At 32.7% G+C, this 26,241-nt stretch carries 20 protein-coding genes and 2 pseudogenes; 5 read left to right on the forward strand and 17 right to left on the reverse strand.

Annotated elements, in window-relative coordinates; translation table 11 throughout:
* Nucleotide 1 precedes the first annotated feature (1 nt).
* Nucleotides 2-1,132, reverse strand: coding sequence for a site-specific integrase (locus ACIQ0C_RS20540; protein ID WP_403063329.1), 1,131 nt, complete (start codon nucleotides 1,130-1,132; stop codon nucleotides 2-4).
* Nucleotides 1,133-1,265: 133 nt separating this feature from the next.
* On the opposite strand from ACIQ0C_RS20540, the pseudogene ACIQ0C_RS20545 reads away from it, so the two are divergent.
* Both ACIQ0C_RS20545 and ACIQ0C_RS20550 read left to right on the forward strand, forming a co-directional pair.
* Nucleotides 1,266-1,692: pseudogene (locus ACIQ0C_RS20545) on the forward strand (DUF3898 domain-containing protein); the annotation flags it as partial.
* A gap of 126 nt (nucleotides 1,693-1,818) precedes the next feature.
* Complete coding sequence (locus ACIQ0C_RS20550; protein ID WP_403063332.1) at nucleotides 1,819-2,442, forward strand: hypothetical protein; 624 nt, start codon at nucleotides 1,819-1,821, stop codon at nucleotides 2,440-2,442.
* Nucleotides 2,443-2,838: 396 nt separating this feature from the next.
* On the opposite strand, the gene ACIQ0C_RS20555 is transcribed toward ACIQ0C_RS20550, so the two are convergent.
* The 10 genes from ACIQ0C_RS20555 to ACIQ0C_RS20600 all read right to left on the reverse strand — a co-directional run bounded on the left by ACIQ0C_RS20555 (nucleotide 2,839) and on the right by ACIQ0C_RS20600 (nucleotide 17,263).
* The gene (locus ACIQ0C_RS20555; RefSeq protein ID WP_403063334.1) at nucleotides 2,839-4,245 is read right to left on the reverse strand and encodes an excalibur calcium-binding domain-containing protein; all 1,407 of its coding nucleotides are present in this window, start codon (nucleotides 4,243-4,245) and stop codon (nucleotides 2,839-2,841) included.
* A 510-nt stretch (nucleotides 4,246-4,755) separates the two neighbouring features.
* Nucleotides 4,756-5,094 carry a hypothetical protein gene (locus tag ACIQ0C_RS20560; protein WP_403063337.1) on the reverse strand — a complete coding sequence of 113 codons (339 nt, stop codon included), beginning with the start codon at nucleotides 5,092-5,094 and terminating at the stop codon, nucleotides 4,756-4,758.
* Nucleotides 5,095-5,164: 70 nt separating this feature from the next.
* On the reverse strand, nucleotides 5,165-5,902 hold the full coding sequence (locus tag ACIQ0C_RS20565) for a DUF4145 domain-containing protein (RefSeq protein WP_403063340.1): 738 nt from the start codon (nucleotides 5,900-5,902) through the stop codon (nucleotides 5,165-5,167).
* 225 nt (nucleotides 5,903-6,127) lie between these two features.
* Complete coding sequence (locus ACIQ0C_RS20570) at nucleotides 6,128-6,547, reverse strand: endonuclease/exonuclease/phosphatase family protein (protein ID WP_403063343.1); 420 nt, start codon at nucleotides 6,545-6,547, stop codon at nucleotides 6,128-6,130.
* Between the two features lie 339 nt (nucleotides 6,548-6,886).
* Complete coding sequence (locus tag ACIQ0C_RS20575; protein ID WP_403063346.1) at nucleotides 6,887-7,465, reverse strand: recombinase family protein; 579 nt, start codon at nucleotides 7,463-7,465, stop codon at nucleotides 6,887-6,889.
* Nucleotides 7,466-7,952: 487 nt separating this feature from the next.
* The gene (locus ACIQ0C_RS20580; protein ID WP_403063349.1) at nucleotides 7,953-10,970 is read right to left on the reverse strand and encodes an HD domain-containing protein; all 3,018 of its coding nucleotides are present in this window, start codon (nucleotides 10,968-10,970) and stop codon (nucleotides 7,953-7,955) included.
* 400 nt (nucleotides 10,971-11,370) lie between these two features.
* Complete coding sequence (locus ACIQ0C_RS20585) at nucleotides 11,371-12,060, reverse strand: hypothetical protein (protein ID WP_403063352.1); 690 nt, start codon at nucleotides 12,058-12,060, stop codon at nucleotides 11,371-11,373.
* Nucleotides 12,061-12,177: 117 nt separating this feature from the next.
* A complete protein-coding gene (locus ACIQ0C_RS20590; protein WP_403063355.1) occupies nucleotides 12,178-13,530 on the reverse strand; it encodes an HNH endonuclease in 1,353 nt (450 codons plus the stop codon).
* Nucleotides 13,531-14,391: 861 nt separating this feature from the next.
* Nucleotides 14,392-15,762: a hypothetical protein gene (locus ACIQ0C_RS20595; protein ID WP_403063357.1), complete on the reverse strand. Its 1,371-nt coding sequence runs from the start codon at nucleotides 15,760-15,762 to the stop codon at nucleotides 14,392-14,394.
* A gap of 625 nt (nucleotides 15,763-16,387) precedes the next feature.
* Nucleotides 16,388-17,263 (reverse strand): hypothetical protein, encoded by an 876-nt coding sequence (locus tag ACIQ0C_RS20600; protein WP_403063360.1) that lies wholly within the window; start codon nucleotides 17,261-17,263, stop codon nucleotides 16,388-16,390.
* 361 nt (nucleotides 17,264-17,624) lie between these two features.
* Between ACIQ0C_RS20600 and ACIQ0C_RS20605 the strand changes: the two genes are divergently transcribed.
* Nucleotides 17,625-18,284, forward strand: coding sequence for a helix-turn-helix domain-containing protein (locus tag ACIQ0C_RS20605; RefSeq protein ID WP_403063363.1), 660 nt, complete (start codon nucleotides 17,625-17,627; stop codon nucleotides 18,282-18,284).
* 121 nt (nucleotides 18,285-18,405) lie between these two features.
* Here the strand turns inward: ACIQ0C_RS20605 and ACIQ0C_RS20610 are convergent, their stop codons facing one another.
* Both ACIQ0C_RS20610 and ACIQ0C_RS20615 read right to left on the reverse strand, forming a co-directional pair.
* On the reverse strand, nucleotides 18,406-19,497 hold the full coding sequence (locus ACIQ0C_RS20610; protein ID WP_403063366.1) for a P63C domain-containing protein: 1,092 nt from the start codon (nucleotides 19,495-19,497) through the stop codon (nucleotides 18,406-18,408).
* A gap of 490 nt (nucleotides 19,498-19,987) precedes the next feature.
* Nucleotides 19,988-20,266: an HNH endonuclease gene (locus ACIQ0C_RS20615; protein WP_403063369.1), complete on the reverse strand. Its 279-nt coding sequence runs from the start codon at nucleotides 20,264-20,266 to the stop codon at nucleotides 19,988-19,990.
* 818 nt (nucleotides 20,267-21,084) lie between these two features.
* Here ACIQ0C_RS20615 and ACIQ0C_RS20620 point away from each other — a divergent pair.
* Together ACIQ0C_RS20620 and ACIQ0C_RS20625 are read left to right on the forward strand one after the other, a co-directional pair.
* Nucleotides 21,085-21,432 (forward strand): 3'-5' exonuclease, encoded by a 348-nt coding sequence (locus ACIQ0C_RS20620; protein ID WP_403063542.1) that lies wholly within the window; start codon nucleotides 21,085-21,087, stop codon nucleotides 21,430-21,432.
* A 122-nt stretch (nucleotides 21,433-21,554) separates the two neighbouring features.
* Nucleotides 21,555-22,600, forward strand: a pseudogene (locus ACIQ0C_RS20625) (IS3 family transposase); the annotation flags it as partial.
* A 397-nt stretch (nucleotides 22,601-22,997) separates the two neighbouring features.
* On the opposite strand, the gene ACIQ0C_RS20630 reads toward ACIQ0C_RS20625, so the two are convergent.
* Genes ACIQ0C_RS20630 through ACIQ0C_RS20645 form a run of 4 tightly spaced genes read right to left on the reverse strand, consistent with a single transcriptional unit; the run spans nucleotide 22,998 to nucleotide 26,226 of the window.
* Nucleotides 22,998-23,507 carry a TlpA family protein disulfide reductase gene (locus ACIQ0C_RS20630; protein WP_403063372.1) on the reverse strand — a complete coding sequence of 170 codons (510 nt, stop codon included), beginning with the start codon at nucleotides 23,505-23,507 and terminating at the stop codon, nucleotides 22,998-23,000.
* Nucleotides 23,508-23,524: 17 nt separating this feature from the next.
* Nucleotides 23,525-24,028 (reverse strand): HEAT repeat domain-containing protein, encoded by a 504-nt coding sequence (locus ACIQ0C_RS20635; RefSeq protein ID WP_048689071.1) that lies wholly within the window; start codon nucleotides 24,026-24,028, stop codon nucleotides 23,525-23,527.
* Entirely contained in the window at nucleotides 24,006-25,514 is a 1,509-nt protein-coding gene (gene skfF, locus ACIQ0C_RS20640; protein WP_403063375.1) for a sporulation killing factor system integral membrane protein, read from the reverse strand. The genes ACIQ0C_RS20635 and skfF overlap by 23 nt, the downstream gene beginning before the upstream one ends.
* Nucleotides 25,507-26,226, reverse strand: a complete 720-nt coding sequence (locus tag ACIQ0C_RS20645; RefSeq protein WP_403063378.1) for an ABC transporter ATP-binding protein — start codon at nucleotides 26,224-26,226, stop codon at nucleotides 25,507-25,509. The genes skfF and ACIQ0C_RS20645 overlap by 8 nt, the downstream gene beginning before the upstream one ends.
* Nucleotides 26,227-26,241 lie beyond the last annotated feature (15 nt).

The following is a 26,241-nucleotide window of genomic DNA, read 5'->3' on the forward strand; positions in this document are numbered from 1 at the left end:
GTCACATTTCTTTAACTTTAAACAAATTATCTAACTCATCTGCCACGTGTTTCTGCATACTAGGAAGCACGTGGCTATACTTGTCTAGCGTAATTTGAATGGATGTATGTCCCACCCTCTCTGAAATGACCTTTACATTGACATTTTGTTTGATTAGGATGGTGACATGTGTATGTCTTAAATCATGAAAACGGATTGTAGGTAACCCTAGTTTTATCGCTTGGGCTTTAAGTCGTTTGGAAAGCGTTGCAGAATCGAGCGGATTACCGTAGCGTGTACAAACAACTAAATCATAATCGTTGAAGTTTGGACCTTGCTTCAACTTATGTCCGATAACAACGATTCTCTCCTTTTTCAGTTGTTCTATCAACACGTCAGGGATATGAATCGAACGGACACCAGCACTCGTTTTAGCCCCAACTTTGAACTGCTTCGCGTTTATATCATAGATTTGTCTGATATAAATGATTTTTTGTTCAAAATCAATATCCTTCCAACGCAATCCAGTTATTTCACCTTTTCTCATACCAGTTAATAGAGCAATTAAAAAGACCGTATAAAACCGATGCTTCTTTGAGTGCTGTATGAAGTATTCCACCTGTTCAGTATCCCAAGCAGTCATTTCAAGATTATTTCTCTTTGGCAACGTCACATTTAAAACTGGATTTTCATTTACTAGCTTTAAACTAACAGCCTTTCTAAAAACAACCTTCAACATATCAATAATTTTCTTAATCGTATTAGGACTTAAAGCAGTTTCTTCTACCAAATCATAAATAAATCTTTGGACAATCAAAGGTTCAATTTTTTGTAGTCTAAAATGACCTAGCCTTGGATTGATATGGCACTTATTAAAGCTAATGTAGTTTTGATAGGTACTCACCGCAACATTCAATTTCATTTCCTTTAACCAGTCTTGAATAAAATCACCTAGCGTAATTTTATCTGGTTCAACATAGTTACCCAGTCTAACATCATTTAGAAACTCACTAAGAGCATGCTCCGCTTCCTTCTTAGTATTGAAACCCCTCTTCTTTTTTTGTGTTCGTTTCCCTGTTAATGGGTCAATACCCATATCGATTACATAAAAATACTTGCCTGATTTTTTGTCTTTCTTGATACTACCTTTCACTGTTAAAAAACCTCCTAGATTTCCTAACAGTCAATATAGTTCCCCTTAGTTGTATTTTACATAATCCTATAATAATTTAATAGAATTTCAATCCATACTCAAAAGAATTTGATTAACACCCACCTCTCAATAGCCTTACATGTCTGAAGAAGGTGAACTGAAAATTCATCAAGCCTCCTCGCTACTTTGAAGGTTTCTTAAAGTTCGTCGAATACGGTGAGTCAATGCTTGAACTTGTGATAACACAGGTCATGTCAAAAAGAGCTTGAACAGTTTTGCCCAAGCGATGGGAGGTGTAGGCAGAAAGTCCAAAACGTGAAATGCCGGAACGTCTTGATTCAAATCAAGTCATAGAAGCTGCCGCACAAATTATTGAGCATACACCAGAAATTGATTTACGGATGAAACTCGACCATATTTCTGTGAGTACTCTGCTTTCTGATTTTAGTAAAGCGGTGCATATTACCAAAGTAAATAATCGGTATGTAACAGTGATTGAATCTGATTCCATATTATTTGAAAGAGGTTTTTCGTCGATCGAGTTTTTGAAGCCTGATTAATTGGTTGTGATTGTGTAGAAAGAGTAATATTCTAACACATAAATTAATCAAAATGGCATCAAACATTGAAGTATCTGGAAGTTCTTTTGATACAATAGAAGAAAAAGTATTATGGAGGTTTTTTCTTTGGATTACAATAGATTAATGAGAGATACACCCAAAAATCATTCTACTCTTGATGAGATTACCTTTAAGGAACTGGTGAAGTTAGACATTCAAAATAGATTAACAGAGGTAGAGGCACGTCCCTTACGAAAAGATTTGACAGCCGTTAAGAAATGGCTACAGGAACTTAGGCAGTTAAATGCTGATATGTCCACTCAGTTCAGTCAAAGAAAGAGCAACGACACGGAATATAAAAAAGAGTTAAAGCTTCGTTATAGTGGAAAAGAACTTGCGGACAGATGGTCTATAAGGAGGAATGAGACGGCACAATGGAAGCGAAAAGCAGTAAGGTTTAGAGAAAACCTTCACCTTCGATATACCGAGGCAAAAGAACTCTACAGTAAAATGAGTCAGCCACAACCTAAGAAGAAGTCAGAAAGAGATCTTGAGCAGGTAAAAATAAAAAAGTCTCTTTTTGAAATTGCTGAACTATTGAGGCATGAACAATCTGCTGAAGAACTTGAAGCAAACCGAAAGTACATCCTTTCCCTAATTGAGCGGACTGTCGGTGAAACCATAAAAGAAATGTTCAATAATCAAGACTTGATGGAAAGACGTGAAAAAGTAGAAAAAAATAAATTTTAAGAAAGAAGCCGATTCAATTCAGTTCGATAAAGGTGCTTCTCTGCTTGAATTTCATAGACCTTTGATGGAGATTGTGGAGCGAATTAGTAAGAAAGGTTTGAGAAAATTGAGGGAATTGCTATTTTTTAACAAGCTTGAAATTTTGTTATCACTGCCTTTTCAAGCATTTTTGTGACCACGTAATTAGGTGTAAATAGTGTGTATGTGCCTAAAAATGTAACCAGCGTTGTTAGCACAAAATATTAAGGTCTAATGACTTGTATTTTAAGGTTTCCACCAAATTATCTTTTCAAACACTATTCTTTTTTCTTACAAAAAAAGAATGCTTTTTCTGAGCATTCTTTTTTATAATATCCAAATTTCTCATCGAAACTAAAGCTTTTTCTCCCAAAAATTTTAACTATCACAACCAATTCCATCTCCATCACGGTCAAGGTGTTTTGCGTATCCTGGTTCGCCTCTATGAACTGGTGCAGCACCAGCTGCACGGGCATCAGTACAGTTTTTAAAATATACATTAGTCTGTTGTTGTTGTTCTTGTTGTTGTTGTTCTTGTTGTTGTTGTTCTTGTTGTTGTTGTTGTTCTTCTTCTGCTAGACGTTTTTCTTCTACTAAACGAGCTTCCTCTTCTTTTTTACGTTGTTCTGCTAAACGTTTCTCTTCTTGTTTACGAGCTTCTTCTTGCTTTTCTTTCTCCTCTGCTAAACGTTTCTCTTCCTGTTTACGAGCTTCTTCTTGCTTTTCTTTTTCCTCTGCTAGACGTTTTTCCTTTTCAACCTTTTCCTCTTTTGAATCAGATACTTCAGTAGCTGGTTTAATAGAGTCAGATTCTTTAGGTTCTTCTCCAAAAGCTATTGCAATAATGATTAGCAAAGTGAACAAATAAACAAGTGATGCAATAGTCTTTTTCCACCACTTTCCACTTCGAAAGCCAAGTATTTTTTGATGCCATTTCCTTTTTTTGAATTTAAAAGGGATATTAACTTTTGATAATATATTGGCAAAAGATTTGCCCGAACTATTTAGTACTAGTTTTCCTTCATCGTTGTTTATTACTGTTTTAATTGCAAAGTGGTCAATAACTGCATTAGTAAAGAATGTATAAGACCATTTGTTAATTTGTTCTGCTCTTCTTTCCTTATTGTCGTATTGATATAGTAGTACATTATTATCTACTACAATAAAGTTTCCTTTTTTCTGTTTATCTTGATAGAAGCCCTCAACAATTAATTCAGCATTTTTATGCTTTTCTCGCAATAATCTCTCGCCATTTTTTATAAATCCCATATCGTCCCGCTTCATAAGAAATGAAGTAATTTTAACTTCACGGGTACGTAAGTCTTCTAATCTCTCCGCATGTAGAAAATAGTCAAAATCATGAGTAACAGTTGTAAGAATATCTTGAGATTGATTAGCAATCATATGTTCAAGAATTTCAATAAATTCTTGGCTATCATCATTTTTTTTAATATCATCGAAAGTTCGTTTTGAGCGGCCTATTTTAAGTGTTAGCTGCCATTCATTTTTGTCTTTTCCATCTATTCTTACATCAATATCACTAATCTGTGAATATTTATATGTCATGTTTTCACGTTTAGAAATAAATAAAACGGATTCAGTTGTTAGTGCAAAGACACCATCTAATTCACGTCCACTTTTTTTGTCACATTCAGCCTCTATAACTTTTAGAATTTTTTCATTAGAAGTTAAAAGCGTATTTTGTGCTTGCAGTAATAATTTTTCATACTTTGTCTTTAATGATTTTTGACCCATTGTAGGTCGCTTGCCAATCCAATTCTGCATAATGTCCCCCCAGGTATCTAAATGTCCTAGTCTATTATAAACAATTTTGAGTACTTATGGGTTCATTTGTAATATTTATAGTAGAAATCTCATATTCTTTTGCAATTTCACAATCCCCTCGACTAACACAAATCACTTTAATGTTCTTCTAATAAAATCGATATTTTAATAAGATATATAACACCAAAAACAGTGAGCCTTTTAATTGCTCACTGTCCTAGCAGGTTTATTACTTACTTTATATTTATAAAACAGCTATCTCTTTCAGAACGTGGATATATCAGTGTTTACAGCCGTTTTTGATGGTTATGAATTGCAAGCATGGTTGTTAATTGCAAGCGAACTCGATTGTTAATGTCGTTAACAGAATTACACCCAAAGTAACATACACATTCAAGATATCTTATTAGCAATGGCTATATTATTACTAACCACACTAACTAGCTACCCGCTATTACAAAAGTAATTCCATTCAATTTTAAAATAAATAACACCCACAATTGTGAGTGTTTAGCGCCACATTACCCCTTGCTTGTATATATCCTGATGTTTTTTATCTAATTCATAATATTTATTTATTAATCCTTCTATTTCACTTTTAGTATATTCAAATAAATCTGGTGATACTTCAATTCTTTTTAGAGAAATCTCAATCTCTCCTAGTGCAATCTGCATTTCTTCTCTATCTTCTGATACTCTATCCTTAGGATGAATCTTACTTACTGATTCTATTGTACTCTCTACAGAATTAAATTTAATTTCAATATCTCTCCTTGAATTTATTGTTCTCCATATTCTATCCCGTTCATGTTGGTTGAAATATTTTGTTGCATATTTGTACTTTATCATTTTAACTCCCCTCTGCCTAATTAACTTCGACAGATAATTCGGAATCCCTTGTTAGTATTCTTAGAAACAATTATTCATTCAATAAATCATGCTTATCAAGTTCGTATATGTTATATAAAATAGTATCAATTATTTCTATAGTCTGTTGTAATGTTTCAATACTTGGTTCGACAATATCATGAACAGCACTATTACCTATATTTTTAATTTTTTGTAATAATAAAGCGTGAGTAAAAATTATATGTCCATTTTCATATAAACCAAATATTCTACCCGCAAGGTTCTCAGTATAAATTTCTTTATTTTTCTCATTTAACTTTTTAGAACCTTCTTTATCATAGATATGCCCCTTTTTAATATTTAACTCGTTACAAATTCCTTCAATTATTGTTCGTAGTCCTGCAGCACATAGAATATTTTGTTGTGAGTTATATGCGTTAATTGTTTGATTATATAGGTTATTTAGATTCTGTGGAACATGCCGAAATGATTTCGGTGGCATAAAGTACAACAACTCGAATTTCCTTTTCCATCTTTCTTCGTCGGTTTCTTCCTTAGGTTCTTCGGGATAAACCGTAAAAATATCTTTCCATTCTCTCTCACCTTTTATATATTCCCAAGTATCTTCATCACCATATTGACGAACAAATGATTTATTATCACAACCTGCACATTGGGCAACATGATAGTTATCATGCCAGTGGAAATCAGAATCTATATCTGAATGTTCTTTGTAACTCGTTATTATTAAATGTTTGGTTTTTCCTTTGCATCTACTACAATAAACTCTTTCTTTTAATTCTTCCATTAGCTATTCACCCCTAAAATATTATAAAGGTAAAGTCCTACATTGTGTAAAATTTGTTATATAAACTCTTTTACTTAAGGAGATATTCGTATGGATGGGATCGTAAAAAATCGTGGTGCGGATTTGTACCCACCGAGGTCGGTTGGTCAGAAGAACCCCTTCATATTTGTGGGAATTACCGCCCCGCACCTTTTCTTTGTAGACGTTTAGAATAGGTGATTAAGTTTATATTTCAAGTTCCACGATCAATACAGAATGGTCTGATATTTTGTTCCTACGTTCTTGATGTGAAAAATATGATTCTAGTATCACTTTATGTAAAATAGGTGATACAAAAACGTGATCAATACGAAAACCGTTACCCTTTGTGCTATACCATGAATATCCGCTAAAGTTACCATGAGTGTATCTCCATGTGTCTTTCCAACCTAAGTCTAGCAAATTTCTCATGGATTCAACCCCCAAAAAAGGGACACCTTGCGCATCTTCTGACAAACCTGTATTGTAATCCCCTAAGATTATTGCTTTATTATTGATATTCTCCCTTGCAAAATCATTCACTTCTATCCAAAAATCCTGTTTTCCTTGTTTACCATTACTGGTAGGGATATGTATACCTAAAATATGCAAGTCCTGCTGAGTCAACTTTATCTCAAGCCACCGTTCCTTATTTTTTTCTCTTTGATAGGAAGATGGAAGTACTTCAAATGGGTAACAGGAAGCAAATAGTAGGTGATTTTGTTTTGTTTCACCATTACTAGTAACGATATATTCATATCCATATTCCCTTAACTGTTTCTTTAGTTCTCACCCTTTTCTCCACTCCAGTATTCACAAAGTAATACAATATCAGCCGAGTGCTTGTTTATTTGCTGCGCTATGCTATTAATACGTTGAAAAGACCCACCTTTATTTATATTCCATGTTAATATCTTCAACATCCTCTCCTCCATTCCATGGTTAAAATCAAATTCCTTCTTAAAGCTATTGTTTCTTAACCGCTCTATATAAGGTAGCCCTGCTTATCTTAGTTATGTCAGATATCTCATTAACTGTCAGTTTATTTGTGTCCCTATTGTTGAAAAGCTCCAGAGCATGATGTAATCCTTTATGCTTGTCGGTATACTTGCTCGGTCTTCCTTTATATACTCCTCTTTGCTTTGCTAACTCGATGCCTTCCAATTGCCTTTCCTTAATCATGTCAGCTTCAAATTCGGCAATACCACTTAGTACTGTTATCATTAGTTTACCGATTGCAGTAGAGGTATCGACCTTATCGCCACCCATATTTAAGACAACAAGACTAACATTCTTTTGGTTAAGTAACTCAATTGTACTTAAGGCGTCCTTTGTACTTCTAGCAAATCGATCTAACTTTGTAACAACCACAGTGTCACCTTCTTCGACTGTTTCAAGAAGTTTCTTGAACTCCTCTCGATTATCTTTCTTTCTGCCGCTGACCTTTTCCTTAAATATCACTTCACAACCATTGTCTTTTAATTGATTAATCTGTGCCGTCAAATTCTGCCCTATTGATGACACCCTACCATAACCATATTTCATATTCTATCACCTTTCCTGTGTAATTATGATACATGTATATGATACATTACGGAGTGGCATTCACACTGGGTCAAGAATTTATTCCAATTGGGTGTACTTATATGAGACAACTTTTTCCTTTTACAGTTTTGATGCTATAACAAAAAGACATCCTAATCTTCGGATGTCTTATCAAAATTATTTACTTTTTGTTCTAGAAGAACCTTTATGACTAGTTCAATATCACTTTCATCACTTAGTTTATATTACATTGATGTGGCATCAAGCCATTCCTATTTCAACGCATCATTATGATGCTTTCTTAAAATGCCAAACTTTTCAGTGGTCAATTTATCCCTTATGACTTCATTTTCAATAGGATTAGTATCTTTCTAAATAGACTTGAGTGCTTCTAATAATGAGAAAATATTTCATTATTATCCCATTTATCCCAAGATCTCTGAAGAAGTTCCAACTGGGAAATAAAGAGATTTTTAAAATTAACTCCTTAATTATCTAAATAATTCAATTGACTATTAAAATACCAAGGAAAATCCCAAACATCAATTTGTGGCATTTGCACACTTTCATCGACAAGATCCATATTCACCAATTTGCCCCAAAAGGATACTAATTCTCGATTAAATTCTTTAAAAACCTCTGGAATTCTAATAAATACTCCTTTTGCTATCTCTACATGGTTACCTCTCTTCAGTATTTTCAACCACTCTAAATCAAAATTGTCCATTTTATCTACTGAATTTGACATTATGGAATCGAATTCATCACAAAGTTCTTGCAAAAGGTCATCAGCTTCTTCATTCTTATACTCATCATTATTAAAAAGTGGTCTGATCAAGGGATGAGACTTATTAAATCTATGATAAAACCGTCCTCTATCAGAAGGAACACACAATATTTCCTTCTCTCCATTATTTAAACTGCTTGTAATACGACTTGCTATGTCATAATCGTCAATAATTTTATGAATTCTCTCCTTATCATAAACCTTGATATGTATACCAGAAACAGGTGATACAAGAGTTATATCTGTAAGGAGAAAACGTTCACTAGTGCCATATAATTGACTAATTAAATTCGCTATATCAGAATTAATCTTTTTTGAAAATTCACTAAGCACGATAATATGTAAATTTTCCTTGAATGCATAGTCTGCTAATTTAGGTAAGTAATCTTTTGACCAATTTCTATCTATTACACCTAAGTAACGATATTCATTCAAATCTTTACCTTGCTTTCGTAAAATCCCTCCATTAAAGTCAATGGTAGGGAAATAAATAATATCAAAGAAGAATTCTTTAGCTTCTTCAGAAATTGTCCGAGTTTTTGTAGGCGCTCCTATAAACCCAATATCAATCAGGGAATCAACGTAACCACAATATTCATCAAAAGAATGAGAATCCATATAAGAATTCAGATGCTTCCTAAATTCAGAAATGATTAACCTCTCAATTTTTTTCTTTAATTGCTGATACTTATCATCCAAAAGTACCTCTGTACGGTCTGGAGTGATAGTTAGACACCCTTGCTCAATTAGATTAATATTGGAGTAAACGTTTGTCCATTTTGGAAAAAGGTCTTGAATATTTTTAGTTGGAAGTATTTCAAAACTTTCTTTACTATGATTTGGAGATCCAATTTGAAAGTTTCGCTGAGATACACTTCCAAATAATCTCCCCTCAAAATTAAGATATTCCGAACCATTTACTATATATAGCTGACCTTCAATTCCTAGTTTTAACAGTTCATTGGAATCTATTTCAAATACGTAATGACTGAAATTATTATTGCGCCGAAACTTCTTTTCATGAAAAAAGCCAGTGTCTACATGATCTTCAAATCGTACTAGTTTATCTTCCTTTGGATCTTGATTATAAGTTACACTTCCATCATCAGTTGTAATTTCAATTGGGAATGGTGGATGTGGAATAATTTTTTCAACTACTTCTATTATTGACTGATTGGTAAACGGATGGTTTTCCTTTAAAATTAACTCAATTCTAGTACCCACAGTTTCTCGATTAGAAGGCTTCTTTACACAATAACCATGAGCCGTAGGAATTTTATAATATATTGGTAAAGGAGGGCTAAAACGGTCTTCTGGTTCATTCAAACTTTCAATTACCATTGAATCTGCAATCATGAATGCTGATAATATACCTATACCGAATTCGCTAGTAATCCCTAGATCAGTTTCTCTAAACCTTGCTGTTGAATAATAGCTCTTTCCAACTTGTAAAAAGTAATCGGCAAAAATATTATCACTCATACCAATTCCGTTATCTTCAATAATTAGTTTATTACCGCTATATTTAATAGAAACAGTTGGTATGAAATTCTCAAATCGGTTAAGATACAAGTATTGTCTTGCCTTTATCGCATCTATGGCATTCTGGAGTAGCTCTCTTAATGCTGTTATTGGATTACGATAAAGACGCTCACCCATCAATAAATTTATCACTTTTTTATAATCTAATTCAAACTTAACTTCACTGTAAATATATGATCCATCAGAAGTAACTCTATCCGCTGTAATAGGTTCGGTCAGAAGTAGAGTATATTTTTGCGAGATAGAATCTGTATAACCCCTTAACAACTCAATACTTTCTCTTCTCTCTAGTTCAATCCATTGAAGAAACAACCTTAGAGTTCGCTCTACTTCTGGAAAGTTACACTCTGCCTCAACTACTACATTATTGGGCTTTATGTCCCATCCGATAAATGATCTATGTTTCTGCCATTCTTGAATACTCACAGTGTTCTTCGGGTTAACAAATTCAAAGATTACCTTTGGTGTTCTCTCTGGATCTAAGTCTAGAATATCTGCTAACCTTAAAATAATTGTGAGGTATTGAATGTTTACATACTCCCCTTTAATTAGTTTATCCCGTGGCCATATCTTAGTATTATACAATGATTTTACGGGTTCACCGTGTCCATTACAAATAGCGACAACATATTTGTAAAGAGGAATATCGTCAATTGAAAGTTCAAACTTCCCATCAATTAATAATCTCTCTATAAATTCTGCGCTTCTTTTCACATGATTCTTCCTTAGATATTCTGTGAATATACTGTCTTCAATAAAAGTTGCCTCTCGGTGGTCAGTTTTCTTGTAATTTAGATATTCTTCGTATCTAGAGTCTAATTTTACGATCTGTTCGAATTCTTTAGATTCTATTATCATTTCACGTTCTTCTGTTGAACAAGTCATACCAATGTCATGTAGATAGCCTGATATTATAAGCAAAGTTAATTCTATACTATTTAATTTTTCTAGCGTTTCCTCTGGAATTATCTTACCCATTATTCTAATTACCTTAATACTGTGGGTAGCATCGTGCAAAGTATATTCTGGCATCTTCTCAGGTATTCGTGCTAAGAGAGGAGCAATATGACGGACTATTAATTTTACTTTTTCCGATAACTTTTCCTCTCGATCTTCTCTATCAACTAGTAGTTGATAAAGTCTAGTCTCCTCTAAATCATTAATAGGTCCATTCACTTCCTATTTCCCCTTTCCGTATTAAGGACTATCTTTCAAAAAAAATAATTTCATTATGATTTAAATTTTCTGGAATTATATATTAATAATACAACATTTTCCAATAATTCCATTAAAGCTAAAATTATAAAATATTCCAATAATTGTAAACATATAATCCAAATACTTTTATTCTACCTTAAAATTATGCAAAGGGTTAAACATTAGATCAACCAGCTACAAGAATAAGGCGTTATGTATGAATAATTTTAGATGGAACATGCTGTAGTAATTATACCCAATAAAATCAAAATATTATTTACTCTTCATCAAAGCTAACTTTAGACCCTCTGTATTTCATTTACTTACTGAGTAGAACGTATTAACTGATTCTGATTATGTAAAAGTAATCTCCCTATTATCAAAGGAATTTCCCTATGCTCGTCACTGTGTTGATAAGATTAAGTGTTTTTCCAACTATACCATCTGCTGAACCAATCATCGCTTCTGTTTTCCCAAGCTTTTCTATTGCATCATTAAAAAAGCCAATTTCATCTTTATTAAAATCATTATTTTTTTCTGAATCATTTTCAAATTCACTAACAGCTTTTTCTTCATCTTCTAATTGTTTTTGCAAGTCTTTTTCAATCTCTAATCTTAGTTCATCCATAATCATAGGCTGTAATTGCCCTCTATAAAAATGGAAATTCCTTTTAGGTATCTTGGAATATTCCCCCAAAATATCACTTTCAATAAGCATTTTTGCTAGATTAAGTTCGGAATCTACTCTTACGGCAATGGTGGATGTTTTATGAAAACGCTGTTTTTCTAATAAGAAAGTTCTAAATGAAAAAAAATCGATTTGATTGTTACAATGTAAAAACACATCAAATTCTAAGTCTAGTAGTCTCTTTTGTAAAGATTCTGGCAATTGTAAATATGAAACTTGAAGCTTATTTGATAGTGTAAATAATGTAGGATGACCTAATACATATTCACTATCTTTAATTATTCCTCCATTTAAATACTCCATAAATGCTTTGAAGTATTCATCAAATGTATCATTAAATTCTTGAACTTGGTTTAATAGTTCTTCTTTTTGTTGCTCCATATTTTACCTCCTTTGTCTCTTTATCATTTATTATATACTTCTGTTTGTACAAAGATGGAAATTCTCTATAATTTATTACAAAATGTATACCATCTCGCTGAAAAAATTATTTTTCAATCAGTCATTAAACATATTATCCCGATACCATTTCATATACTCCTGCTGACTCTCATTCATCCTAATATCCATAGTTGCATTGATATTAAGGAAAACCTTTGTAGCTGTATCTAAACTATCTGAAATCATAATCGTTCCATCCTCATCAAAACTTATATAACCTTTATCAAACAAAGAATCATGATTTGGACATAGAAGCAAGCCATTATTGACATCTAACCGTTCTTGATTATTCGATTGACTCCATGGCTTGATATGGCTGGCTATTAAAAAACGTTCATCTGAGACACCACATAGACTGCATTTCTTTTCAACTGCTAAAAGAGTCTTTTTAAAAGTGGATTGACCAATCCTAGATTTGATAATTTGTTCTTTCTCAGTTTTTGTCATTTCGTAATTAAAAATATTTTCCATATTATTTAAATCTATTTCATTTTGTATGTTCCTATTACTTGATGTCCATAGCTTCTGTAGTTCATTTGCATGTTCTGGAGGTATCAAGTAATTAGTTTGCTGTCTAAGCCTTAGAATAAATAAATCCTTTAAAACGGGATGCTCAAGAAGCGACAACCTACTAATAAACCCTGCTTCAAGCCTTACCTCAAGAACCTCTAATTTTACTGCTAAATAAGGATTCTCCCAATCATCTGTGTGCCAATAAGCTTTAGCATTCTCATCATCTGTTCTATCATTATGTAGTCCTACTACTTTAGCTTTTGCTAATATTCCACCAGTCCCTTGTTTTCCTCCATCAGACCTCCACAAGAAGACTTCATCATTAATTTCTATAGTATCTGAGAAATGTTCTTGTCTTAATGACCACCAAATATATCTATGGTTCGTTACGTAATTATCAATATCGAAAACATTAGGATTTCCTTGAAATATCCAAGTGTTATTATTATGCGTTGTTACGAAATCATAAGTGGTATCGGAAGGCTGCCCTTCATTTTTTTCTTTCCTAATTTCTTGAGTTGCCGCTACATCTTTTTGAGTGATTGTATCTGGTTTAATCTTGTTAAAGAATGACTTCAAATTCTTATGTAATTCTATATTTGTATCCTTTACCCAAGGGTCTCCATTTGGTCTATCATCTTTATAATGGACCATTGTTACTTTATTCTGTTCAAAAATAGAAGAATCATGGTTAAGAAGCCACTCAAAAGCACCATATTTTGCTGCAGTTAAGCCTTCATAATATCTCTCCAAGAGAATTGAATTATTTCTTAACAAGGTAAGCTTGTAATTTTCATTTCCAAATTTAGCTGTAAGAATATAGTATTCGGTTTCGTTACCTCTACCTTTAACATATTCTTTATATGCAAAGCTTTTATTATACTTATCTATATTCACAAGATTTTACCTCCAATTGTAAATTCAACTTATTATGAAACTATCGGACTTATTTTCTTATAATGTCTTGGAATTTTAATAGATTAAATAACTCATTTCTGGTAAACTCATAGGAAAATCATACCATATCAAAATTGAATATGAGTATAAAAAAGAATTGAAGTTTCAACGCCTATGCTACTTTCTACTAAAACAATGGATAAGTTTATCTTAGGAATAGAGTGTCATACTAATTACACTTCGTGGGTAGTAATAATATTAACGCTTATGAAAGACGGGAAAACCTACTTTCATGTTAGAAAGGATAAATAAAAGACGGGTTTTATTAGGATATGTATCTATTCGTGATTTCCGATTCTATGTTTTAATCATCCGCTTCCATATAAGAAAAAGGGAGCGCCTCAAACGTGAGACACTCCTGTAATTGCTATAAATTACTTATTCATTTCAGCAACCCATCTAATAGCTCGGAAATATGCAATTAGATTAGTTCTTTTTGATTCCCTAGAAATCTAAAATCAACTTCTGCTACTCTTTGATACGAGTCATTATTTTGTTAATAGATTGGGAATGATCAATAAGTTGCCGTTCTGAACGTTAGTGAAGAACGAGCAACTGCCGAGGAGGCACGTAGCGTTAGCGGAGTGGCGGGCGTGGTCAACGCCTTCTTTGGCTCTTTTACAACTACTTATAGGCTTGTCAGCCTGTCACTCGTTCGTTCCTCACTCTCTCCTCCCCGACCATGTTTGTACCCTTTTTTATATTTTTATTATAAGGGATACCCCCTATAAGCACTTATTTTATAAGAGCTTTATTTTTGATTTACCCCTTTTTGAAGAACAAAGGATTTCTGGAGCAACTCTAACTTGATAATACCGAAGTCGACCCTATAGCATCCTTTTGTAACTGGAATTGGTTTCTTATTATGTCATCAAAAATCTTGTCCTCAAAATATGCCACAGGTTCTCCATTGAGGTACTTTTCTAACATCCCCCTCATACGTGAAGAAGGAATATAAAGATTGACTTTTTGCCCCTGCCTAATACTACTTCTAAACATCCACTGCAATAATTCGGATAAAGCCCAACCATCTTCATCTACCTTGATATTATGACTTTTAAAAAATTGTTTTGTAACTGGATTCATATATCTGTTAGATAAATAAATTAAAGTATTCCTTTCAACAAAATTATTGGTAGCCCTGCATGTGACTTCTACAAACTGTTTCTTTGCTTTAGGAACTGCTAATTTTTTTTCAAACTCTTTTACACAAGTCCACATCACTTTATCTGATTTAGCTTCACACTTGTTGCGGTAGAAATTATATGCATTATCTGAAATCATTTTCAGAATTGATTTCTTGTCTAAATGGCGCTTAATCCAGCTACTAGAAAATGAACCTGTCTCCTCTCCAATAGCATTTAAATCCTTCTTATCCTTGTGTCCCTTGTAATAGATACGTATGTTTTCCTTTAATACTGGGAGTTCCTTTTCCTTCGTAGGTTTAACATAGGAGGTTAACTCAAACTTACCGACCGAATTGAGATCAACAGAGTAAAATTTGTACTTAACTTTAAATAAATCGAAATAATATCTTTGTAATTGACCATAAAACATATAGGTCAGGATGTATACATTTTTGAATGATTTAAAAGCAGCTGCAGGGAATGTCCAATACATAGCTGTATTGTTATGGATAATTAGATTGTTTGTATACGCTAAATGTTTTATGTGGCTAAATCTATCACCAGCATATTCTCTATTATTCCATTTAACATAACCATTTTCTTTTACTGTAATAAAGTTTTCATCCTTATCCGTCTTTGCTTGCAGTAATACTTTAATGTCATCTTGTTTTATTGGCACTTGCTCAATAACATTCATTACTTCGTCAAGGATCAACGTGTAATCTTGTAGATAGATTAACTTTAATATCTCATCATCAATATTTAGAAATAATGAGTGAGTCGCTACTATGTTTGCTCCCTTTTCAAGAAGGTGCTTAAAGCTCTTTAACTTAGTTAAATTTTGATCATCTTTGGTTGGTTCATAGAATTTTCTTCCTGTAACTGACTCTTTAACACGCTGCACTTCCGTTAGAAACGGAGTAATATAAATGAACTTCTCTGATAATTCCGATTCATTCATATGTTGAATTGCCCATGAGGTTTTTCCTTTTCCGCATGTTGCATCTACTACATTTAATCTTTCACATTTCTTTAAATAATCCAATATGTTCAACTCTTTCTTTCTTATTAAGTATTCAAAATAAGTCGTATCCCCCCCGAAACCTACCTAAAACCGCCATGTCAGTGATTTTAGGTAGCAACAAATACTATCAAATAGTCCTACATGAGTACTAAGGGATAAACCCAGCTATCTTCAGCCTTTGATTCCCTATTTAGACTTAAGTTAATTTTAAACTCAAGATTACCGCAACCTTCAAGGTCGTCCTTAATGAGAATATTAACGTTATAGCAATAATGGAATGGGAATTCATTTGGAATTTCATCTTTTATCATCTTATTATATTTCCCATATGCTAAATTCTGTTCAAAATTTGTATCCTCCAATTTTTTATTGTTATTTTTATTGTTTAAGGAATGGTAACTCCTTCTTAACCAACACAAATAAATTTTCTCGTGATGCTGCAGGCACTATTTATTTTACTTAACATGTGTTTTTTCTAATGATGAGTTTTTGCTTATCGAAATCCACCTTACAAATTAAGGGGTTTCTTTACTTTCACCTATCAGAAATCGGGCTATTTTTGTTCTCGTCACGTAATTTTTTTCACAAAACGTAATGTGGTTGTATAAGAGCTACATCTCTCCCCCAATACATGAAAGGAACTATTTTATTTAACTATTTTTAATTTAGGTGGATTCTGCTTAATCTCACTCACTTCTCCGTAATCATCAAAGCTAACAGACATTGTTGGAATCATATCTATTCCTATTTGTTTGTCCATTTCTTTTGCTAATGTTGGATTAGCGTCTCTCACCTTAAAAATATGCTTAATCATGGAATCACGCAGATAATAATTTGAGTCATCTTCTATTCCTTCTACAAATACCGCATTTTCAAAATCCTCAATGCTCACTTTTTCTGGCAAACTATTAATAACTTCTAATGTTTCCCTTTCTTTTCTAATGTTTATCAAGCTGAGAAAATCATTTATATCCATAATAGGATCAAATAAAAACATTTGTTCAATTAATGTATAGCAATCAAATATTTCAAACTTGAGCGATGTTATCGTTAATAAATCCTCTCTTATCAAGTCAATGTATGGAAAAATTTCTTTAACTACCATTACATGCTGATGTTGCTGCAAATCATTATTTAATTCTTTCAAGCAAAAGAGCAAATGTCTTGAATACTTCTTATGCTCATATAGTTGACGATATAATTCTTTATGAAGTCTATAATACCGTTTAATCCATACAAAGATATTGTATTTTGAGTAGTGATCAACAAAATCAGTTTCGTCAATGATTCTTCGTTCTTCCTCAGAAATTGTATTTTTCCCTTGTTTCATTGACTCAATACCATTACACATAAAACTACTAATATAGATCTTTGATTTTTGGTGAAGTTTTAATTCAAAAGTAAGTAGTTCTCGATAAGCAATTTTATAGAAACTGAAAGAGTTCTGAATGTGATTGTATGCAATTTGTTTTATGTTTTCATATTGTTGCTTAAGTTCAAAGATTGATTTACTATTTGACATTTGTAACATCCTCCAAATTAATTCCAATTCTATTGTTTAGTTTTTCCGTCTTCTTTGAATCATTTACTGTACTAAAATTTGATGAATCAGTTTTTATTTTTTTCATGGTTATCATTCAAAATTCTTATACAAATTTTTCATATTTATCTTAATGCTTTCGCTTCTAATACCACTCATCTCCCCCCCATTTGATTATTAATACTTCCATATCTATTTACTAACTGAATTGATTGTAGCATCAATATAATACAATGTAAATTAAATGTGAAGTATTTTTTATTTTCAATATTACACTTTCTCGCTCATGTGTAGTATGATATTATTTACATATACTTCATTCCATTTTTTAAGGAGGGCAAAAATGAGTATTAATAATATTGGAAGAGACATAAAAGCATTACGAACTAAAAGAGGCATTGGATCTAGAGAGTTATCACGTTTGATTGGAAAAGCTGAAACATATATTTCCCAATTAGAAAGGGGGTTAATCAAGAAGCTAGACTATAATACTGCCTACGCTATAATGAAGCATTTAGGATTTACAGAGAGTGGGATTGATGAATTTTTAGACAACTTTTATCAGATTAAATCACCCGCAAGGATTGAAGCTGAAGCAGAACAAGCGGTAAATTGGGATGAAGTTAGAGCCTCTGAAATTGAACAAATGTGGATTCAGAGACAAGAAGACATAGATACTGACCCTGATTACCAAGAAAGCAAGTTTGAATATGAGATAAAAGGCTTTGAAAGTCAATGGATGATGAATCTGTATGAGAAGATGGAAGAAAAAAATGAAGAAATAAAAAAAGAACTTTCGTTTAATATGAACAAAAACATACAAACCTTTGAACCTGTTATTAATAACTTATATAGCTTCTTAACATCTATGAGGGAAGATAGAGGAAATTTTGAATTTTTTGTTGGATTATTTGAAAATGATCTGAGTGTGCTAAATGATGAAAGTAAAGGTAAAATTTTGAGAGCTGTTAAAGAGGAAATGGATAAAACACAATCAAAATAACAAACAGATTATAGAGCATGTTTATTTTGTTCCCAGGTACTAATAAGAGAGCAGCCTTTGCTGCCCTCTTCATTAAATTACTTGTTAATACAGTACTTCAAATTCTCCTTCTTGGATATCATCAATAGCCATCTGATAGATCCCTTTTCATTTTTTCATTTCGCTTAATCTTATCCGCAAAGACCAGACTGAATTTTTCTTTAAAATCATCTTTATCAGAGGAGAGTTTCATGACATAAGTAAGTCCTTCCAAATGATTTTTAAGGTAATGAATCCCATTGTTAGTAAGATGTTGGAACAATTTAGATTTACGGTCTGAACGACCAGTTTTACTGCTGTAAATAAGAGGGTTCTTTTTGTCTAATTTCTCAAAAACATCGGGAGGAAGCATGCTATAAACATACTTTCTAGTAAACCAAGCAAAAAATTTAGGTCTTTTGTTTGTAGTTGGATCATAAGGTTTACCATAAATACGGAATATTTGTTCAAAATATTCACTTTCAAATTTGCTGGAGTATTCTCTTAATTCTTCAGATATGAACTCTTGCAATAGAATCTGCAACTCATCTTTGCCTCTAATACTCTGATAATTAGTAGCTTCATCAATAAGAGCAGTAATACCTATCCTTGCAAGAGAACGTAGTAAAACTTTTGCCTTATCAAGAACATGCTGTTGAGAAGAAGTGATTATTCCCCTTTTCTCCGCTTCCATATATAAATCACAAATAATAGGAATAGTATTAGCATCATACCACTTTCCTGTAGTGCCATTAAATTGGGCAACTTCAAAAGGTGTTATGGTATATAGGTGTTCTGGATACATATCTATTAGTAGGGCTGCTAGTGATTTCGAGCCGATAATCGCAGGGAATCCCTCTATTCTTATTTCACCTTTTCTTGTCCGACCAAGTGCAGAAAATAAATTAGTATCTTTAATTACACGTCGACCATCATTTAATACAGAACACTTCAATTTAGTATCACCTATATCCAAGTCAGCTTCACTAACCAAAGCTCTTGGAATTATAACAAAATTGTTCTGACTGAGACTGGCAAAGTGCTGTTCTACAATTTCCTTTTGCCTACTATTGAAGTAGCAATCTCCATTCTCATAAATAGCAGCATAAATTTTTTCATTGTTAACTACGAAATAACCTACATTTTTTGCATGAGGCATTTTTAAGCATTTTTCAACATACCCATGTTTTTTCATGTTCTTTTCTCCCTTCTCAAGTTCCAATACAAAATAGTTAAATTCAGAATGTTATGACACTTCATTCGAATTGTAGCCTTACAGTCCTTTAATAGTTATTTCAAAACCTCTTTCTAATTCATCTCTATACATGGTGCTGTAAATTTCAATTAATTTCATCCCATCGATTTTAAGGAATTTACCTTCATCATCTCGTGTAACAGCATTTACAAATAGCGATGTTTAGATTTATTACAGGTTTTGACACCCCCCCCTACGACATCCATTACATGATTTATATACTCTATTGCCTCTCTATTTTTCTTAGGATTTGTCTCTTCTTGATATTTCTTAACTTAAGACTGGGTCATTATCCCAAGTACCTTCAATCTTTTTTGCGAACTCTTCTCTTCCATTTGACTCTTTTTTATCCATATTAATTAATCCCTTCCGTTCCTTTTAGTTTTTATTCTGCATTTCCCCCTAATTCCCCTTAGATTCTATACATCGTTTAATCGTCGTTTAATGGTTCTAAGTTTTTATTTTTTGTATTTAAAAATTCTCTTAAAGACAAACTTCCCTTTTTACTATTACATCTTTCACAAGCACAAACGCAATTTGTCAAGGTTGTTATTTCACCTTTTGATTTGGGAATAACATGATCAATTGTATTACCTGCGCTCCCACAATATTTACATATATTTCCACTTATCTCCAGTACGATTCCTCTAATATCAAATTGATAAATAAGTGAACTGTTAACAATTCCTGCCGTTCTATCAGTTACCATTCTTATAGCCATCTTCATAAGGAACTCTATAAAAAACTCTTTTTTTCGACTTGATTTTTACTGTAACCGCAATACAAGATTTTTCTAATACTTGAACATTAAAGATATCTTTCGAACCCTTTCTCTTAAAATATTTGCATTTATGGCAATATGATTTTTTTCTACTCTTATCCCGTCCATTAGATGCAAACTTTGTGAAGTGTTTTGTTTTAATCTCCCACAAATTGAACAAGTGTATACAATTCACAAAAATCTCCTAACATTTCACCCTTCATTTCTATTCTAGTATAATATAAACTCTAGTATATGCAAATTATTAAAATTATGGAAATTTTAAGCAAATGTATTGCAAATACGCATTATCACTAATATTATTTAGTTATTACCTTATTCAGAATAGAGAACACCTCGAACAAAAGTATTTCAACATAACTCTTTATTTCAAATTCTCAAATAGTTTTTTCATCAAAAAAAGAGCAGCTACAATGACCGCTCACCTACAGAACTAATTATCAACGCTATATTGATCATGAATCTAATCCAAGTTGCCCATGTAACTCCCAATGACAGGTTAATGGAAGTTTAAGTGTGGAATTGAATGCTTTACAAAGGTTATTGAGATCTTAATTATCAATCCAATGTAAATGCAGGCCGGTTTACCCGCAACGTAATCAAGCTGACTCGCTACATTGAATATGTAAATGAAATCACGATCTCAGCTTCTTCTATTCTAGTGAAATTGGATGCTGTAGAAAAAAGCTTTGCGAGATAGCTAGTAAATTTCCAAATATCGCTCCTTCCTTACTCACGTATCAAAGATTGATGGCAATAAGAATAAGTCCAAGGGTAAGGATGCTGTCAATATCGTTACGGCACACAGTTCAAAGGGTCTGGAGTGGGATGTAGTATTTGTTCCCAATGTGAACGAAGAGTTATTTCCCCATCGAATGAATGTGGATTCAGAGGAAGAAAGGCGCTTATTTTATGTAGCATGTAGTCGTCCGAGAAAGCAGTTGTTCGTCAGCTTCTGGTTTTATGATACCGACATGGCGAAAGTTAACGAAGGATTCTTTATTACTGAACTGCTTGGTAAGGAAAAGGTACTTGAAATGAAGAAAGAATTATTCCATGGAGCAAGCGAAGTCCATGAATTTTATCCTAGTTAAACTAATGTATTGCAAAAAAAAGGCAATGTAGGAATTATGATGACAAACGAATTAACAGTTATTCACAAACAAGAAGTAATTAGGAAAGAGATTTAAGGTTTATGGAGATGTCGAGAAATCAGTTTAAGGAAGGAGGTATAGACGCCCTTAAACCAAAGAAAAAGGGGCGTCTATCCATGAAAAAAGATACTAGAAAAAATCGCCAGCTAATGGCTCTCAAGAAGCACTTCTTGCAGAATTAGAATACTTACGTGCAGAGAATGCCTATATAAAAAAGTTGAATGCCTTAGATCAAGAAAAGGAAGCCTTACAAAGAAAGAAAAAGCAAAAGTAGTCCATGAACTAAGGAAACAATTTGATTTAAATCTGCTTCTATCCATTTCTAAAATGGCACGGAGTACGTACTATTATTGGGTAAACGCCTTCGGGCGTGAAGATAAATACACAGAAATTAAATCCCTTATCAAAGAGATTTTCCATACGCATAAAGGGCGTTATGGGTATCGGCGCATTACCCTAGAATTACGTAACCGAGGTGCTCACATCAATCATAAAACAGTTCTCCGATTGATGAATGAACTGGGATTGAAGTCATTGGTTCGCATAAAGAAATACCGTTCATACAAAGGGAAAATCGGCAAGATTGCGCCCAATATTCTAGCACGTGATTTCAAGGCGGCAAAGTCCAATGAAAAATGGGTGACAGACGCACAGAATTCCATCTAGCTGGGGAGAAACTATACTTATCGGCCATTCTTGACCTGTTTAATGGAGAAATCATCGCCTATATCGAATCTCGGTCTGTTTATCCGCTCGTTTCCAAAATGCTGGATAAAGCCTTTGATCGCTTGGAATCGAAAGATTCACCCATTCTCCATTCAGATCAGGGCTGGCATTATCAGATGAAACAATACGCGCATGATTTGAAAAACATAACATTACACAAAGCATGTCCCGCAAAGGAAATTGTCTCGATAATGCGGTCATTGAAAACTTCTTTGGCTTATTAAAATCCGAATTACTCTATCTTCAAGAATTTGAAAGCATGGAGCATTTCAAACAAGAACTAGAAGAATTTATCCATTACTACAATCATCAACGAATCAAGGTAAAATTAAAAGGCATGAGCCCGGTAGATTACCGGGTTCATGCCCTCATGGCTGCCTAAGTAAATAAAGTGTCTAACTTTTTGGGTTCACTTCAATTTGGCAGCTCTTTTTCTTACGGAACTAAAGGCGTAGTTATAACAAAAATTTGTAGAAAAAATCTGAATGAAGGCGGTGATATTATGTTTAAGCAAAGCATCAGATTTCCCTTAATATATTTTGAGGTATTAACTGTTTGGCAATTTATTGCTAACAAAGAGGTTAATTGGATAGATAACATAATGGTCTGTTTAATAATGTTCTTGATTATTGTGTTATATAAATGGTCGGAAATTCATATAAGTGGAATAAGGACTAACAATGAGTAAATATAAACAATAATTTCCTCTTCAACTACGGGTGCGTTAGTTCATTAACATGGGTGCTGCGGCAGCAGTATATCCAAGATTTAGAGATTACTTAAAAGTGAATTGAAGTTTTTGCACCAGAACCTTTTATGCTCTGATCTTTTAAAACCTCCTGAACAATTTGATCCTTTACTATGTCTCTTAAGCTAGAAAACCAAGAGTCTATGTTTTCTATACCTATTTTTTTACTGACAATTTCATGGTCCTTGTTAAAAAGATAGATTGAAGGTAAAAATTTAGCATTAAGAGTAGAAAGTATAACGTGTTCATGATCCAACAGGACTGGATCTTGTATTTTTTCCTCAACAACTATTTTGGTCACTCTCGCAACCTCTAAATCTTCTTCACATAAAGGAACATGAACTGATAAAGCTCTTAATTTTGATTTATTTTCTATCAAGAATTCCCTTATCATTGGAATAATTTCATTACAAAAACTACAACTAGTAGACCATAAATAAACAATTACATATTCTTTTTCAAAAAAATATTCCTTAGTATAGCGTTTCGATAACCAGTTAGAGTCCTCACTCAGTTTATATAAAAAATCTATACATTCCATATTCACTAGCTCCTTTATTAATCAATTCGCTTAGATATAATTATTCCCATAGCTTCTTCTGCTGCTAATTTTTCAACCGGGCTTTCTGGGTCATCATATACTCTCTTCAACAATTTTAAACCTTTTTCTTCTACATGATTTGGATCTAGAAGGGCTAAAGACCAAACTGCCCAAAAGCTTGCTTTAAAGTCATCTGAATTAACAATTTTTTTTAGGTAGGGAATACTAGTTTTTCCTATTCTTAATAGAGCCAAAGCAGCAGCCATCCTAGTTTGCTCATCGTCTTGAAATATCATTTGTGATATCCTAGGCACTGCTTCTTTAGCTTTTTCCTGTAATTCTCCAAGCACAATTATAGCCATAGTGTTGATAGAACTATTTTCATTATCTAGTGCTTGTATGAGCGCTGGTATTGCGTTAACATTACTCTCTTTCAACTTATTTACAGCTCCTAAGGCTTCTTGCGTATCTGAACTTCCTAATTTAAGAATATTTATATCAATAGGTTTTGAGTTTGACATTTTGTTCCCTCCCCTTTGTAGTAGCTAAATGTTTTTTTCTGTAAAGTGTTATGAAAGATAAAATACTAACTATGATTAAAGATAGATTTATAGCATTGATTGTGGATAATTTTAATAAAATGCCTGCCCATAAAAAAATACTAATAACTAACAAATACATAGTCAGGTATACAATAAGTTTTTTGAAATAATCACCAATAGAAGTATTAATAGATATTATAAAAGTAGAGTAAAATACAGATATTCTTAAAATTAGAATAACTATATATAATGAAGGTAATAAAGTTAAAAAATATAGGTTATCTGTGATAACTTTAAAACCCACGGTATTTCCAATTAATATATATGAAGCTACTACAAGAAAGGAAGGTAATATATATAATGTTTCTAATAATAAAATTTTAGGTAAAAGTTTACCTGGTAAAAGGAATAAGTCATGTGTTTGAGCATGTCTAATAAGACCTGAAAAATAAGATCCTATTATCGAAGAAAATAAAATTGCTGCAAGAAAAGTCCAAATAGCATTTGGGAAAAATTTACATATACATATAATCAAAATTAATCCTAAAAAGTATTGAAGTATTAAAGAAAGTTTGTGCTTTCTCATAATCAACATTTCATACCAAATAAATGAAAATGTTCCAGTTAAATATTCTCCACCCCACCAACTTTCTTGCTGTTTATTTTGAACTGAAGAAACCATGGAGTTAAAATCTTTAAACTCAGACCAAAACTCTGCTTCCCTTACAAGTTTTTCTTTTAATCTTGGGTCTTTAGTTGATATGTGAATAATAATAGTGGCTAAAATGGAAAGACAAATAACTACAAGTACACCAGGGAAATTAATGTTTCCAAATAATAAATTTCCAATTCCATGTGCAACTGTATCAAAGAACACAACTAATGAAGAATTAATGGAAATATTATTATGGATATAGTAAATAGAAGTTGAATACAAGATAACTCCTATGAAAATCAATACTCCTATTGTTAAGCATAATTTGCGATTCCCCCGTGTGGAGGACATAGCGAACAAGAGTAATTCTAATAAGCAAATAACCCATACTCCTATTAGTGCATGTATAAATAAATGAGCGTAGGATAGATTTAATATTAGTCGCAATATATCTGCTAGTAGGGCAGATATAAACCAAATTCCTCCTCTTAAACAAAAATTCCAAATTACCAATGACCATACTATTTTTTTCATAGACATAGGTAAGGTATAAATCCATATGACATCTTCCATTTTTGAGGGTAAACGATTAGAAATCAATCCATACAATGCATATATTAAATACAAGGCGACTATAACCCACCCAATTGTATTTATTCTCTCTTGATTATATGTAGGTATTGCCTGACTTTGTAAAGTTATAAAGATAATTAACAATACCAACGAGAAAATGGGTATTTTCCTCTTATTATTAATGTCTATCCATTTTCTTAAGCTTGTATGGAAATAGAGGGAAAAGAGATTACTCATCTTCTATATGGCCTCCTAACTCTCTAATAATAGCTTTACGCCAAGGTTCTAAAAGAGTTTCTTGTGTGGGAACAGTGTGTAAATTTACGATCTTCCCTTGTTGGATTAATATAACCCGATTAGCAGTTTCCATAACAAAATCGAGACTATGTGAGGAGATAATTACACTTTTTTGATTTTCAGCATTTTTCTTTAGCCACTGGGCTAACCATTGTTTTGATGGTATATCTAAACCAACAGTTGGTTCATCGAGTAAATATAAACTAGCTTCTTGTAGATATGCAGCTGCCAGCAAAATACGTTGTTTCTGTCCTCTAGATAAATTCCCACTAGGTCTATCTGCATAACTTTCTAAATTCACTTCTTTTAAAGCTTCTTGAACTTTAGCTCTTAACTCGCTTTTAGGTACTCCGAATGCTTTAGCCTTAAATTGTAAGTGTTCCGCAACTGTAAGAGTAGGATATAGATAGGGGCTATCAGGTATAAATACTGTTAACTTTCGGGATTGATTAGTGTTGGGACTAGAGCCAAAAAGGTTGACCTCTCCTTCTTCTACACTATATAATCCGCAAATACATCTTAATGTGGTTGTTTTTCCAGCACCATTTGCTCCTAAAAGTCCCACAATTTCACCTGATTTTACTGAAAAGCTAATATTATTAATCCCATCTCCATTTTCATACTGCTTAACTATATTATTTAATGTTAGCATCTGACACATCCTTAC

Source organism: Peribacillus sp. NPDC096448 (assembly GCF_044762675.1).
GTDB classification, from domain to species: Bacteria; Bacillota; Bacilli; order Bacillales; family DSM-1321; genus Peribacillus; species Peribacillus frigoritolerans_B.